12 protein-coding genes are annotated in these 13,339 nt (G+C 72.6%); 6 read left to right on the top strand and 6 right to left on the bottom strand.

The genetic code is table 11. From position 1 onward, the window contains the following. Nucleotides 1–26: 26 nt before the first annotated feature. Together OG736_RS24775 and OG736_RS24770 are read right to left on the bottom strand one after the other, a co-directional pair. Nucleotides 27–698, bottom strand: coding sequence for a response regulator (locus tag OG736_RS24775; protein WP_020132489.1), 672 nt, complete (start codon nt 696–698; stop codon nt 27–29). Between the two features lie 141 nt (nt 699–839). Further along, on the bottom strand, nt 840–2,042 hold the full coding sequence (locus tag OG736_RS24770) for a sensor histidine kinase (protein WP_327184385.1): 1,203 nt from the start codon (nt 2,040–2,042) through the stop codon (nt 840–842). A 118-nt stretch (nt 2,043–2,160) separates the two neighbouring features. Here OG736_RS24770 and OG736_RS24765 point away from each other — a divergent pair, with 118 nt between their 5' ends. Continuing rightward, nucleotides 2,161–3,222, top strand: coding sequence for an SAM-dependent methyltransferase (locus OG736_RS24765; RefSeq protein WP_327184384.1), 1,062 nt, complete (start codon nt 2,161–2,163; stop codon nt 3,220–3,222). 32 nt (nt 3,223–3,254) lie between these two features. Here OG736_RS24765 and OG736_RS24760 read toward each other — a convergent pair whose 3' ends face one another. After that, the gene (locus tag OG736_RS24760; RefSeq protein WP_327184383.1) at nt 3,255–4,406 is read right to left on the bottom strand and encodes an NADH-quinone oxidoreductase subunit D; all 1,152 of its coding nucleotides are present in this window, start codon (nt 4,404–4,406) and stop codon (nt 3,255–3,257) included. Between the two features lie 43 nt (nt 4,407–4,449). On the opposite strand from OG736_RS24760, the gene OG736_RS24755 reads away from it, so the two are divergent. Next, the gene (locus tag OG736_RS24755) at nt 4,450–4,953 is read left to right on the top strand and encodes a PH domain-containing protein (protein ID WP_327184382.1); all 504 of its coding nucleotides are present in this window, start codon (nt 4,450–4,452) and stop codon (nt 4,951–4,953) included. Beyond that, nucleotides 4,950–6,374: a PH domain-containing protein gene (locus OG736_RS24750; protein ID WP_442817070.1), complete on the top strand. Its 1,425-nt coding sequence runs from the start codon at nt 4,950–4,952 to the stop codon at nt 6,372–6,374. Before OG736_RS24755 ends, OG736_RS24750 begins: the two co-directional genes overlap by 4 nt. A 19-nt stretch (nt 6,375–6,393) precedes the next feature. Here OG736_RS24750 and OG736_RS24745 read toward each other — a convergent pair whose 3' ends face one another. The 3 genes from OG736_RS24745 to OG736_RS24735 all read right to left on the bottom strand — a co-directional run bounded on the left by OG736_RS24745 (nt 6,394) and on the right by OG736_RS24735 (nt 9,865). Then, a complete protein-coding gene (locus OG736_RS24745; RefSeq protein WP_327184381.1) occupies nt 6,394–7,971 on the bottom strand; it encodes a hypothetical protein in 1,578 nt (525 codons plus the stop codon). 380 nt (nt 7,972–8,351) lie between these two features. After that, on the bottom strand, nt 8,352–9,479 hold the full coding sequence (locus tag OG736_RS24740) for an alpha/beta hydrolase (RefSeq protein WP_327184380.1): 1,128 nt from the start codon (nt 9,477–9,479) through the stop codon (nt 8,352–8,354). Between the two features lie 260 nt (nt 9,480–9,739). Continuing rightward, nucleotides 9,740–9,865, bottom strand: a complete 126-nt coding sequence (locus OG736_RS24735; RefSeq protein WP_282438183.1) for a hypothetical protein — start codon at nt 9,863–9,865, stop codon at nt 9,740–9,742. On the opposite strand from OG736_RS24735, the gene OG736_RS24730 reads away from it, so the two are divergent. From OG736_RS24730 to OG736_RS24720, 3 genes are all read left to right on the top strand, one after another. After that, on the top strand, nt 9,818–11,527 hold the full coding sequence (locus OG736_RS24730) for a phosphatidylglycerol lysyltransferase domain-containing protein (protein ID WP_327187701.1): 1,710 nt from the start codon (nt 9,818–9,820) through the stop codon (nt 11,525–11,527). The genes OG736_RS24735 and OG736_RS24730 overlap by 48 nt on opposite strands. A gap of 139 nt (nt 11,528–11,666) precedes the next feature. Continuing rightward, nucleotides 11,667–12,653: a dihydropteroate synthase gene (folP, locus tag OG736_RS24725; RefSeq protein ID WP_327184379.1), complete on the top strand. Its 987-nt coding sequence runs from the start codon at nt 11,667–11,669 to the stop codon at nt 12,651–12,653. Continuing rightward, on the top strand, nt 12,650–13,171 hold the full coding sequence (locus OG736_RS24720; RefSeq protein ID WP_327184378.1) for a nuclear transport factor 2 family protein: 522 nt from the start codon (nt 12,650–12,652) through the stop codon (nt 13,169–13,171). Before folP ends, OG736_RS24720 begins: the two co-directional genes overlap by 4 nt. Nucleotides 13,172–13,339 lie beyond the last annotated feature (168 nt).

Raw genomic sequence — 13,339 nt, 5'->3', positions numbered from 1 at the left:
GCAGCGGCCGCACGGGTCCGTGCGCGTCAGCCGTGACCGCCGGCCCGGACGATCCCCGTCTCGTACGCGAGGACCACCACCTGGACCCGGTCGCGCAGCCCCAGCTTGGTCAGGATGCGGCCCACGTGGGTCTTCACGGTCGCCTCGGAGAGCACCAGCCGGGCCGCGATCTCCCCGTTGGACAGCCCCTGGGCGACCAGCACCATGACCTCGCGCTCCCGCTCCGTGAGCCGCTCCAGCTCCTTGTGGCGGGGCTCCTTGCCGGTGGTGGGCAGCATCGGCGCGAACCGGTCGAGAAGGCGTCGGGTGGTGGACGGGGCGACCACCGCGTCGCCGCTGTGCACGGAGCGGATGGCGGCGAGGAGCTCGCCCGGCGGCACGTCCTTGAGCATGAACCCGGAGGCGCCCGCCTTCAGCCCGGAGAAGGCGTACTCGTCCAGGTCGAAGGTGGTCAGGATCAGCACCTTGGGCGGTTCGGCCTCGGCGCAGATGCGCCGGGTGGCCTCCACGCCGTCCAGCTTCGGCATACGGACGTCCATGAGCACGACGTCGACCGCCGTGGAACGCACCACCTGGAGGGCCTCGACGCCGTCGCCCGCCTCCGCCACGACCTCCATGTCCGGCTGGGCGGCGAGCACCATCCGGAACCCGGTGCGCAGCAGCACCTGGTCGTCGACGAGCATCACGCGGATCGTCATCGAGTCCTCTTCCGTCTCTTCTGTCTCTTCGTTGCTTCTGTTGCTTCTGTTGCTTCTGAGCTGTTTCGGTCAGCTGTTTTGGTCAGCCGGTGCGCGTGGCATCGGGGGCGTGACAGGTGTCACCAGGGGCGTGCGTCGGCTTCAGTGCGCGGGTTTGAGCGGGAGCAGGGCGCTGATGCGGAATCCTCCGCCGGGCCGCGGGCCCGCGTCCAGCGTTCCGCCCACCATGCCGACGCGCTCGCGCATGCCGATCAGGCCGTGACCCGCGCCGTCGGCGCCGCCCTCCTCGTACAGCTCGTGCGGGGCGCCCTTGCCGTCGTCCTCGACGAGCAGGCCGAGACCGTCGTCGAAGTAGACCAGGCGCACGCTCGCGCCCGTGTTGGGCCCCCCGTGCTTGCGCGTGTTGGTCAGCGCCTCCTGCACGATCCGGTACGCCGTCAGCTCGACGCCGCTGGGCAGCGGCCGCGGCGTGCCCTCGACCTTGAAGTCCACGGGCAGGCCCGAGCCGCGGCACTGCTCGACGAGGTCCTCGATCTGCTCGACGTCGGGCTGCGGCACGTACTCGCCGCCCTCCTGGTGCTCGCCGGTGCGCAGGACACCCAGCAGGCGGCGCATCTCGGCGAGGGCCTGACGGCCCGTGGAGGAGATCGTCTCCAGGGCCTTCTTCGCCTGGTCGGGCGCGGCGTCGAGGACATAGGCGGCACCGTCGGCCTGCACGACCATCACCGACACGTTGTGCGCGACGACGTCGTGCAGCTCCCGCGCGATGCGGGCGCGCTCGGCGGCGACCGCGACCTTCGCCTGCGCCTCGCGCTCCTTCTCCAGGCGGGCCGCGCGCTCCTCCAGCTGCGCGAAGTACGCGCGACGGGTACGGATGGAGTCGCCCAGCACCCAGGCGAGGGCGAACGGCACCGTCTGGAAGACGATGACCGCGACCTGGCCCGGCACGCTCGCGTTCTCGTGCGGCCAGCGCAGCTGCGCCAGGGTGGCCGCGCCCAGCGCCATGACCAGTGCGAGGCGGGAGGCCCAGCGGGCGCCGGTCGCGGCGACCGTGTAGACGATCACCAGCAGGGAGAAGTCGGCCGCCGTGACCCCGACGTTCAGCACCAGCTGGGCCAGTCCGAGCGCCGCGGCGAGCACGAGCATCTGCTCGGGCATGCGCCGACGCAACGCGATGACCAGGCACAACAGGAACACGACCGGCACCAGCAGCACCATGGAGTCGGTGCCGCCGCGGTCCTGGCCCGCGGTTCCGGCAGCCGCGGAGATCCCGAACAGGACGAGGGCCCAGAAGCCGTCGACCCCGGTCGGGTGTCTGCGGAGGAAGTCATAGAGGCGCTGCACGTAACCCAGCGTAGGGAAGCCCGATGCGTGCAGGGGTCAACCGGAGGGCCGATCCGGTCCGGGCGCGCGTACTCCGCAAGGTGGATGCCGTGATCACCTGTACGCCTAGTCTGACCGGGTGGTGGACAAGGCGACGGGCTCGGGCGGGTGGCGCGGCTGGCGGGCGGCGACGCAGGCGGCGCTGTACGGCGTGGACGGAACGGGCGGCTTCTACCGGCGCTCCGAGGGTCCTGCCGGGCACTTCCGTACGTCCGTCCACGCGTCGCCGCTGTTCGCCGCGGCCGTGGCCCGGCTGCTGTGCCGGGTCGACGAGGCGCTGGGCCGGCCCTCGTCGCTCGACTTCGTCGACATGGCTGCCGGGCGGGGCGAACTGGTCACCGGAGTGCTGGCCGCGCTCCCCGCCGATGTGGCGGCACGCACACGCGCGTACGCCGTCGAACTCGCCGACCGCCCTGCCGGCCTCGCTCACCGGATCGAGTGGCTGCCCGAGCCTCCACGGCAGCTCACCGGGCTGCTGTTCGCCAACGAGTGGCTGGACAACGTGCCCGTCGAGGTCGCGGAGGTCGACTCCGCGGGCGTGGCTCGGCTGGTGCTCGTCCGGGACACCGGGACCGAGCGGCTCGGCGAGCGGGTGTCCGGCGCGGAGGCGGAGTGGCTCGCGCGGTGGTGGCCGACGGCGGGCGAGGAGGGGCTGCGGGCGGAGATCGGGCTGCCCCGGGACACGGCCTGGGCGTCCGCCGTCTCATGCCTCGAGGGCGGGCTCGCGGTGGCGGTGGACTACGCGCACACGGCGGCCGCGCGCCCCCCGTTCGGGACGCTCACCGGCTTCCGGGAGGGGCGTGAGACGCCACCCGTGCCGGACGGTTCCTGCGACATCACGGCCCACGTCGCGCTGGACGCGTGCGCGGAGGCGGGAGCGACGGCGGCGAAGGGCGCGGCGCGGGCTGCCGTCGGCGCGCGCCTGCTCACACAACGCGCCGCACTGCGCGCCCTGGGCATCGCCGGCGCACGCCCCCCGCTGGCGCTGGCGTCCACGAACCCCTCCGCGTACGTGCGCGCCCTCGCGGGCGCCGGAGAGGCCGCCGAGCTCCTCGCGCCGGGAGGGCTGGGCGACTTCGGATGGCTGCTCCAGCCGGTCGGAATTCCCCACCCGCTCGCCCCGGAAGCCGAAACGGGCTGACCGTCCGCGGCATGCCCCGGCCGCCGCCCGGCCTACTTGTCGATGTCCCCCACCACGAAGAACATCGACCCGAGGATCGCCACCATGTCCGAGACCAGCGTGCCCGGCAGCAGTTCGGTGAGCGCCTGGATGTTGTTGTACGAGGCCGAACGGAGCTTCAGCCGGTACGGGGTCTTCTCGCCCTTGCTGACGAGGTAATAGCCGTTGATGCCGAGGGGGTTCTCGGTCCACGCGTACGTGTGCCCCTCGGGCGCCTTGAGGACCTTCGGGAGCCGCTGGTTGATCGGACCGGGCGGCAGCTCCGCGAGACGGTCCAGGCAGGCGTCCGCGAGGTCGAGCGCGTTGTACGTCTGCTCCAGGAGGCACTCGAAGCGCGCGAGGCAGTCGCCCTCGGTCCGGGTCACCACCTTGAGGGTGTCCCGCAGCTCCCCGTACGCGAGATAGGGCTCGTCCCGGCGCAGGTCGAAGTCGACACCCGAGGCACGCGCGATCGGCCCGCTCACGCCGTACGCGTGCACGTACTCCGGCGCGAGCGTTCCCACGTCCCGCGTGCGCCCCCGGAAGATCTCGTTGCCGATCACCAGATCGTCGAAGACGTCCATGCGCGAGCGCACGGCGGCGACGGCGGCACGCGCGCGTGCGGCCCATCCGGCCGGCAGGTCCTCCTTGAGGCCGCCGACGCGGTTGAACATGTAGTGCATGCGCCCGCCGGAGACCTCCTCCATCACGTTCTGGAGCACTTCGCGCTCACGGAAGGCGTAGAAGACCGGCGTGATGCCGCCCAGCTCCAGGGGGTAGGACCCCAGGAACATCAGGTGGTTCAGCACCCGGTTCAGCTCGGCGAGCAGGGTACGGGTCCACACCGCGCGCGGGGGGACCTCCATGCCGAGCATCCGCTCCACCGCGAGGACCACGCCCAGCTCGTTCGAGAACGCCGACAGCCAGTCGTGGCGGTTGGCCAGCATGATGATCTGGCGGTAGTCGCGTGCCTCGAACAGCTTCTCCGCGCCGCGGTGCATATAGCCGATCACCGGCTCCGCCTGCCGGATGCGCTCGCCGTCCAGGACGAGCCGCAGCCGCAGCACACCGTGCGTGGAGGGGTGCTGGGGGCCGATGTTGAGCACCATGTCGGTGCTCTCCGCGGCACCGCCGATCCCGACCGTGGTCTCCGTCGTAGGAGTCATGGGCACAGTCTCCCCTACGTGCTCCGCTACGTACGCTGACGGTATGGAAACGGGGAGCCCGGGTGGCGCGGGGACGACGGCGGCCGGACCGGAGTGGATCGGACTGCCGCCGGGACTGTTGCGGATGCGGCGGCTGCTGCTGGTGGTGTGGCTGGGGCTTGCGGCAGTCGGCGCCGGGCTGCTGCTCGGGCTGCTCGTCGGCCCCGCGTGGGCCGCGTTCGCGCTACTGCCCCTGGCCGGCATCGGATGGGGCTGGGTGCTGCTCGGCCGCAACTGGCACTCCTGGCGGTACGCCGAGCGGGCCGACGACCTGCTGATCAGCCGGGGCGTGCTGTGGCGCGAGGAGACCGTCGTGCCGTACGGGCGCATGCAGCTCGTCGAGGTCACCTCCGGGCCCGTCGAGCGGCACTTCGGGCTGGCCAGCGTCCAGCTGCACACCGCGGCGGCCGCGACCGACGCGACCATCCCGGGCCTGGACCCGGCCGAGGCGGAACGGCTGCGCGACCGGCTCACCCAACTCGGCGAGGCCCGATCGGCGGGGCTGTGACGACCCCGGGCGTCGAGGACGATGTACCCGACGTACCCGCCACGGCGGACACCACGAACACTGCGGACACCCCGGAGACACCTGAGACACCGGGAACACCGGACACTCCCCGCACCCACCCCGAACGTCCCGTCACCGAGCGCCGACTGCATCCCGTCACGCCGTTCCGGCGGGCGTGGGCGCCGATCGCGGTCCTCGTCGGGTGGGCCGTGCACGACCCCAACCAGGCGCAGGAGCAGCTGACCCGGCTGACCACCACGACCCTGCTGATCGCGCTCGCCGTCCTCGTCCCCGCGGCCTCCCTCTACGGCTTTCTGACCTGGTGGTTCACCCATTTCTCGGTGACCGACAGCGAACTGCGCATCCGGACCGGCCTGCTGTTCCGGCGCGCCGCGCACATCCGGCTGGAGCGCATCCAGGCGATCGACGTCAGTCAGCCGCTGCTCGCGCGGATCGCGGGCGTCGCGAAGCTCCGGCTCGACGTGGTCGGCGCCGAGAAGAAGGACGAACTGGCCTTCCTGGGCGAGGAGGAGGCCCGGGTCCTGCGGGCGGAGCTGCTCGCGCGGGCGGCCGGTTTCGCGCCGGAGACGGCGCACGAGGTGGGCGAGGCGCCCGCGCGCGAGCTGCTGCGCGTACCGCCGCGCGAGCTCGCGATCGCGCTGGTGCTGACCGGCGCGACCTGGGGCGCGCTGGTCGCCGCGCTCGTCGTGCCGCCGGTGCTGTGGCTGGCCACCCACAGCGTGTGGACGGTCCTCGCGACCGGCGTGCCGCTGCTCGGCGCGGCGGGCGCGAGCAGCGTGGGACGGTTCGTCGGCGAGTACGACTGGACGGTCGGCGAGTCGCCGGACGGGCTGCGGATCGATCATGGGCTGCTGGACCGTACGCACGAGACGGTGCCGCCCGGGCGGGTGCAGACCGTGCGGATCGTGCAGCCGCTGCTGTGGCGGCGGCGCGGTTGGGTCAGGGTCGAGCTCGACGTGGCCGGCTCGGCCAACTCCGTACTCGTGCCGGTCGCCCCGCGCGAGGCCGCGGAGGCCGTCGTCGCGTGCGTGCTGCCCGGGGTGAGCGTCCCGGCCGGGACCTCGCTGTCGCGGCCTCCGCGACGGGCCGGGCGCTGTGTTCCGCTGTGGTGGCGGGGCTACGGGATCGCCGTCACGGACGCGGTGTTCGCCACCCGGCACGGACTGCTGCGCCGCAGCCTGGCGCTCGTCCCGCACGCCAAGGTGCAGAGCGTGCGACTGACACAAGGGCCCTGGCAGCGCCTCTGGCGGCTCGCGGACGTCCATGTGGACACGGGGGCCGACAAGACCGTCACAGCCCGGCTGCGGGACGTACAGGAGGCCGCGGAGCTGCTCCGGAGCCAGGCCGAACGGTCTCGGACCGGGCGCCTGGACGCCCGGTCCGACCGGTGGATGGCATAGGACATCTCGGGAGACGGCGTCAGGAGACGGCGCTGCGCAGTCCCTGAAGGTCGATGTGCTCCGTCTCGTCGTGGGCGGTCAGGTCGATCACCTGACCCACACCGCGCGCCGCCTCGTCCAGCGGCTTGAACTCCGCCTCGGACTCGGCCTTGTGCAGGGCGAGGGCCTCCTGGCCGACGACATCGGCCAGATCCTCGTTCTGCACCGCCTCCAGGGCGTAGGGCGCCGACGCGCTCTTCGTACCGAAGAAGTCGAAGCCTCCCTCGGCCGTCGGACGCCGCACCGGCTGCGCGGCCGGTACGACGGCCACGGCGGTCGGCACGGCGAAGTGGCCGGAGGGGCGGCGCTGCACGGCGCCGGCGGGACGGGGGACGAGCGCACCGGCTCCGGTGGCGGACGGGAGGGAGGTGTCGGTGGGGGCGCCGGTGGGGGCGGAGTACACCGGCGGCGCGGGCCGCACGGGCTCCGCGTGGACCAGGTGCTCGCCCGCCACGGCCGCTTCCGGGGCGTTCTCCTCCGCGTCGTCCGCGTCCGCGGCGGCGGGAGCCTGGTCGCCCGGGGTCTGGTCGCCCGGGGCCTGGTCCTCCGCACTCTCGTCGTCCGCGCTCCGGTCGTCCGAGACCGTGTCGGCCTCGGCGGCCGTGTGGGGGGCGGCCGCGCGCGCGTGCTCGTCGACCGCCTCGGGCTTCCCCTGTGCTTCGTCCTCCTGCGCGGCCTCCGCGTCGCCGCCGGCGGCTGTGGCGCCGACGTCCGCGGAAGTCGCCCGCGCGGGCTCCTCCTCGGCGTGGTCCTCGATCTTCGTGACCTTGACGCCGTCGGTGTCGAACCGGGCCAGGGCCGCCTGGGCCCGCAGGAACAGCTTGGACCCCTCGGGAGAGAAGACCGCCGAAGCCGTCGGCTCCTCCTCGGCCTCCGCGGTCTCCGCGGCCGTTTCGGCCTTCTCGGCCTCCGCGCCCGACTCGGCGGTGGCGTCGCCGGACTCGGCAGAGTCGGCAGAGTCGTCGAGCCCGGCCTCCTCGGCCGACGCCTCGACGGCATCCGCGCCTTCGGTGTCCTCGGTGTCGTCGGCCTCCCGCGCGACGACCGCGTCGGCCGGCTCCGCGTCCTGCGCCGCGCGCGCGGCGGGCAGCGCGGGCGTGGGCGCGGCCTCTATCTCGAGCAGTCGGCGGCCCTCCAGGGCGCTGGCCCGCTCGGTCTCGGCCGTGGCATAGCGGCGCAGCAGCGCGGCGTGCTCGTTGCGCAGGCCCGCCAGTTCGGTGCGCTTGGACCGCAGGCGCTGCTCCAGCTTGACGCGCAGCTCACGTGATTCGTCGAGGTCGCTCTCGAGTTCGGCGACCCGTTCCTCGTAACGCCACTCGTCGCTGGCACGCGCGCGTGCCAGATCGGCGACCTGTTTGCCGGCCTGCATGTCCCAGCGGCGCATCACGTACGCGCCGAGGATCGCCGTCGCCGCGGCGGCCGCGGCCAGACCACGGAGCGCCATCGGCTCCGTGAACACCCAGGGGCCGAGGGCGCAGACAAGGGAGACGCCTGCGATTGCCGAGGGAGGCAGCAGCCTGTGCAAAGGCGGGGAATGGCGGTGACGTCCACGTGGCATGGCCAGAAACTTACCGCGCGTAGGCGAATGTTGGCGCCCCGCCCCGCAAAAACACGGCCATACCGAAGTCTTCACAGGGCATCAGGAAACAACGCGGTCACGGAATTCGACAAGAAGCAAGATCATTTCCTGCCGGGGTGCCCCGAACAGCCCTCATGAACCCCGGCCGAGCCACCCGGCACCCCCGGCCTCCGCCACCCGTCAGCCCCCTCTTCGGCGTCCGTCGGCCTCCTCCTCGAGGACCGTCGACCCCCTGCTCGACGACCGCGACCCCGCCTGCTCGACGACCGTCGCCCCGTCCCGGCATTCGACGCCCGCCACCCCGCCTCCGGCATTCGGCATTCGGCGCCCGCCGCCCGGCCCCCGCCGTCGGGTGCCGCTCACCGGTCGCTCAACCGCCCACTGATCCACTCGAGCGTGGGCGGGATCTCCCGCCGCCAGGTGTTGAAGTTGTGCCCGCCGCTTTCCAGGATGATCGACGAGATCCTGGTCTTGCCCGTGGCCTTCGCCAGCCCTATGAACTTCTGCGTGGCCTTGAAGTTGGATTCTCCGACCTTGCTGCTGGTGACGAGCAACGAGGTGTCGGGAGCGGAACGATTCTTCAGAAACCAGTGCAGATCCGCCTCGTTGCGCAGGGTCGCGTTCCCGTGGAAGAGGTCGCCCGTGGTCGGGTCGTTCGGCGCCTTGTAGTAGGCCGACAGGCCCGCGCCCGCCCCGTAGACCTCCGGGTGGTGCATCGCCAGCTTCAGCGCGCAGTAGCCGCCCGTGGAGTCGCCGATGATGCCCCAGCTGCCGGGTTTCCGGCCCACCCGGTAGTGGGCCGTCACGGCGTCCGGCAGGTCCTTGGCGAAGAACGACTCGGTCTGCGGGCCGCCCGGGATGTCCACGCACTCGGTGTCCCGCGGCGGCGCCACCGTCGGCCGCATCATCACCAGGATCATCGGTTGCATGCGCCCGTCCTTGGCGAGCTGCCGCGCGGTACGCGGGTAGTGCAGTTTGTCCACCAGCGCCTCCGCCGTTCCGGGGTAGCCCGTGAGGACGACAGCCGCGGGGAACGTACGCGTGCGGTACTGCGGGTCGAAGTACTCCGGCGGCAGGTACACGTACGCCGGCGTGGCTATGTGTGTCGTACGTCCGTTGACGGCGATCTTCTGGATCTGTCCGCCGTACTGCGGACGCGGGCTGCCGCCGCCGTCCACGCGCCGGGTGTCGACCACCCGCAGCGGCCCCGCCGGGGCGCCACCCGCCGCGTGGTCGACGACCACGCCCTGGTCCGTCTCCCGGCCGAACAGATCCGCCCAGCTGGCGTAGAAGCCGAACGCCTGGTTGGCGGTCAGCCCCACCGCCACGAACAGCGCCAACTGGGTGGCGAGCAGCAGCCCGACCCGCCCACTGACGGCCCGCCAGCCGGTGCGGGCAAGGCGCGGCCACAGCCATACCGTGCCGACGAACAGCAGTAAGGCGAACAGCACTGACAGCAGCAGCGTTTTGTCGCTCGTGAGCCCCATGCGGTGGTTTCCTGCCTGCTCTCCGTCCGGGATCCCGCCCGCTCCCCCCGACTCCTTCGCGAGGGCTTGTCCCGGACTTTCCTTGGCCTTTTCAGTGGCTTTGAGGAGACGAGTGAACCTCTCTCCTCAAGACACCGTCCTAGAGGGCGCAATGTCGCCGGATGCCCGAATCGGGCCCGGGTCCAAGGTCTCTCGCGGAACTACGGGATGCGATGTCTGTCACTCAAGATGGGGAAATGTCGGGCGGGGTTCCGCACCGATCAAGCCGGGTGCGGCAGATAGTGCGAGGTCCGCGCCCCGAGTCCGTCCCTGCCCTGGTCGCCCGCGCCTGTGCCCTCGTGGGCCTGCTGGATGTCGCCGGAGGCGTCTTCCCGCGGTTCAGGCACAGCCGTATGCACACCTTCGCCGAGGTGTTGCCCGGCTCGTTCGGGCCGTTCGCGGCGGCGCTGTCGCTCAGCGCCGGCGTCCTGTTGCTGCTGCTCGCCCACGGCCTCAGGCGCGGCAAGCGGCGCGCGTGGCGCGCGGCAGTGGTGCTGCTCCCGGCCGGCGCGGTGGCCCAGTTCGTGTACCGGCACTCGATCGTGGGCGCGCTCATCTCGGTCGCGCTCCTGGCTCCGCTGCTGTTGCACCGCGACCAGTTCGCGGCACTGCCCGACCCGCGCAGCCGCTGGCGCGCGCTCGCCAACTTCGTCCTCATGGGCGCCGGTTCCCTCGGTCTGGGTCTGATCATCGTCAGCGTCCACCCGCGGCGTCTGATCGGCGACCCGAGCCTGGCCGATCGCATTACGCACGTCCTGTACGGCCTCTTCGGCTTCGAGGGCCCGGTCGACTACCAGGGCAACACCTCCTGGACCGTCGCCTTCTCCCTGGGCGCCCTCGGCTGGATCACCGCGGTCACCACGATCTACCTCGCCTTCCGCCCCGAGCACCCGGCCGCCCGCCTCACGGAGGAGGACGAGGTGCGCCTGCGTGCCCTGCTGGACAAGCACGGCCGCCGCGACTCCCTGGGCCACTTCGCGCTGCGCCGCGACAAGGCCGTGGTCTTCTCGCCCAGCGGCAAGGCGGCGGTGACCTACCGCGTCGTCTCCGGCGTGATGCTCGCCAGCGGCGACCCCATCGGCGACGTCGAGGCCTGGCCCGGCGCCATCGAACGCTTCATGGACGAGGCCAAGGCCCACTCCTGGACGCCCGCCGTCATGGGCTGCTCGGAGACGGGCGGCGAGGTCTGGACCCGTGAGACCGGCCTCGACGCGCTCGAGCTGGGTGACGAGGCGGTGGTGGACGTGGCGGATTTCTCCCTGGCCGGCCGCGCGATGCGCAACGTGCGCCAAATGGTCAAACGCATCGAACGCGCCGGTTACGAGACCCGGGTACGGCGCGTCCGTGACCTCGGCGAGGCCGAACTGGAGCGCATCCGGCGGGCCTCCGAGGACTGGCGCGGCACCGACACCGAGCGCGGCTTCTCGATGGCCCTGGGGCGTGTCGGCGACGCCGCCGACGGGGACTGCCTCATCGCCACCGCGCACAAGGCCGACGAGGTCCCCGGCGAGTACGGCGACCTGAAGGCGATCCTGCACTTCGTGCCCTGGGGCCCGGACGGCGCCTCCCTGGACCTGATGCGGCGCGACCGCTCGGCCGACCCGGGCATGAACGAACTCCTGATCGTCGCCGCTCTCCAGGCCGCCCCGAAGTTCGGCATCGCGCGCGTGTCGCTGAACTTCGCCATGTTCCGCTCGGCCCTGGCGCGCGGCGAGAAGATCGGCGCGGGCCCGGTCCTGCGGGCCTGGCGCGGGCTGCTGGTGTTCCTGTCCCGCTGGTTCCAGATCGAGTCGCTGTACAAGTTCAATGCCAAGTTCCAGCCGCGCTGGGAGCCCCGCTTCGTCGTCTACCGGGCGTCCGGCGACCTTCCCCGCATCGGCTTCGCCGCCATGCAGGCCGAGGGCTTCGTCAGCCTCGCCCTCCCGCTGCCGCGCTTCCTGCGCCGCCGCTCCGCAGCGGCACGCGTGTGTACGCACGCGGTGGCGGAGAGAGACGTACGCGCGGCCTAGGAGCGGCGATGCCGGCCGGCGGGCAGCGGGCCCGCGCCACGAGTCCGGCCCGGGTGCAGGCCCCGCCCCCTCCCGGCTCCGCGGGCTTCCACCCGGGCCGCACCGCGGCCCGGCACCCTGCTGGGCCTACGCTGAACGCATGAGCAAGCAGAGCGGACGCGGGCGCGTCGTCGGCCTTCCGGAATGGGACCGCTGCGCGGTCATGGGAGTCGTCAACGTGACCCCCGACTCCTTCTCCGACGGCGGCCGCTGGTTCGACACGACGGCCGCCGTCAAGCACGGCCTCCAGCTCGTCGCCGAGGGCGCGGACCTCGTGGACGTCGGCGGCGAGTCCACCCGCCCCGGCGCCAGCCGGGTCGACGAGGCCGAGGAGCTCCGCCGGGTCATCCCCGTGGTCCGCGGCCTCGCCTCCGAGGGTGTCGTCGTCTCCGTCGACACGATGCGCGCCTCCGTCGCCGCCCAGGCCCTCGCGGCCGGTGCCGCCCTCGTCAACGACGTCAGCGGCGGCCTCGCCGACCCGGCGATGATCCCGGCCGTCGCGGACACGGGCGCCCCCTTCGTCGTCATGCACTGGCGCGGCTTCCTCGAGGGCGGCAACGTCAGAGGCGTCTACACCGATGTCGTCGCCGAGGTGGTGGACGAGCTCCACGCGCGCGTGGAAGCCGTCCTGGCGGGCGGCGTCTCCCCCGACCGCATCGTCGTCGACCCGGGTCTCGGCTTCTCCAAGGAGGCCGATCAGGACCTCTCCCTGCTGGCCCATCTCGACCGGCTGCACGCCCTCGGTCACCCGCTGCTCGTCGCGGCTTCCCGCAAGCGGTTCCTCGGCCGTGTCCTGGCCGGCCCGGAGGGCGCGCCGCCGCCCGCGCGCGAGCGCGACGCCGCCACCGCCGCCGTCTCGGCCCTCGCGGCGGAGGCGGGCGCCTGGGCGGTCCGCGTGCACGAGGTGCGCGCGACGGCGGACGCGGTACGGGTCGCCCGTGCCGTGGAGGGAGCGCGCGCGGAAGGCAGCGCGCCGGGCGCGGGCGCACCACGCCCGGCGCACACCGCCACGGGCGAACCCGCGACCGCGACCCCGGACGCACACCGCGGCGGGCACGGCCCGAGCGGCACAGAAGGAGTCCGGTGAGCGCCCCCCACACCGACGTCGAGCAGGTCGAGGCCGCCAACACCGCCTTCTACGAGGCACTGGAGCAAGGCGACTTCGACGGGGTGTCCGCGCTCTGGCTCACCCCGGCCGACCTGGGCGTGGACGAGACGTACCACGACCCGGCGGACGTCGGCGTGATCTCCTGCGTGCACCCCGGCTGGCCCGTGCTCACCGGCCGGGGCGACGTGCTGCGGTCGTACGCGCTGATCATGGCGAACACCGACTACATCCAGTTCTTCCTCACCGACGTGCATGTCTCCGTCACCGGCGACACCGCGCTGGTGAACTGCACCGAGAACATCCTCAGCGGCGGCCCGGCGCCGGAGGACGGCGAGGAGCTCGGGCCGCTCGTCGGCCAGCTGGTGGTCGCCACGAACGTGTTCCGTCGCACCTCCGACGGATGGAAGCTGTGGTCGCACCACGCCTCCCCGGTGCTGACGGAGAACGACGAGGACGACGGTCCCGATGACCCCGAGAGTGACGAGAACCCCTCCTGAGCGGGTAGGCGGACCACAGGAACGGGGCAGGAGGCCCTCGGATGGCCCACAGGGACCAAGAAGTGGTTGGAATCACGAACCGTGGGTAGGGGCGGCTACCAGCCTGTGAGCAGCCGGGTTCCCGCAGGGAAACACCCGGTGAAAAGTCCTGACTCCGGCCCGGGCCAC

The organism is Streptomyces sp. NBC_01334, from assembly GCF_035983595.1.
Taxonomy (GTDB): domain Bacteria; phylum Actinomycetota; class Actinomycetes; order Streptomycetales; family Streptomycetaceae; genus Streptomyces; species Streptomyces coriariae.
This window is presented reverse-complemented; position numbering and strand designations above follow the sequence as displayed.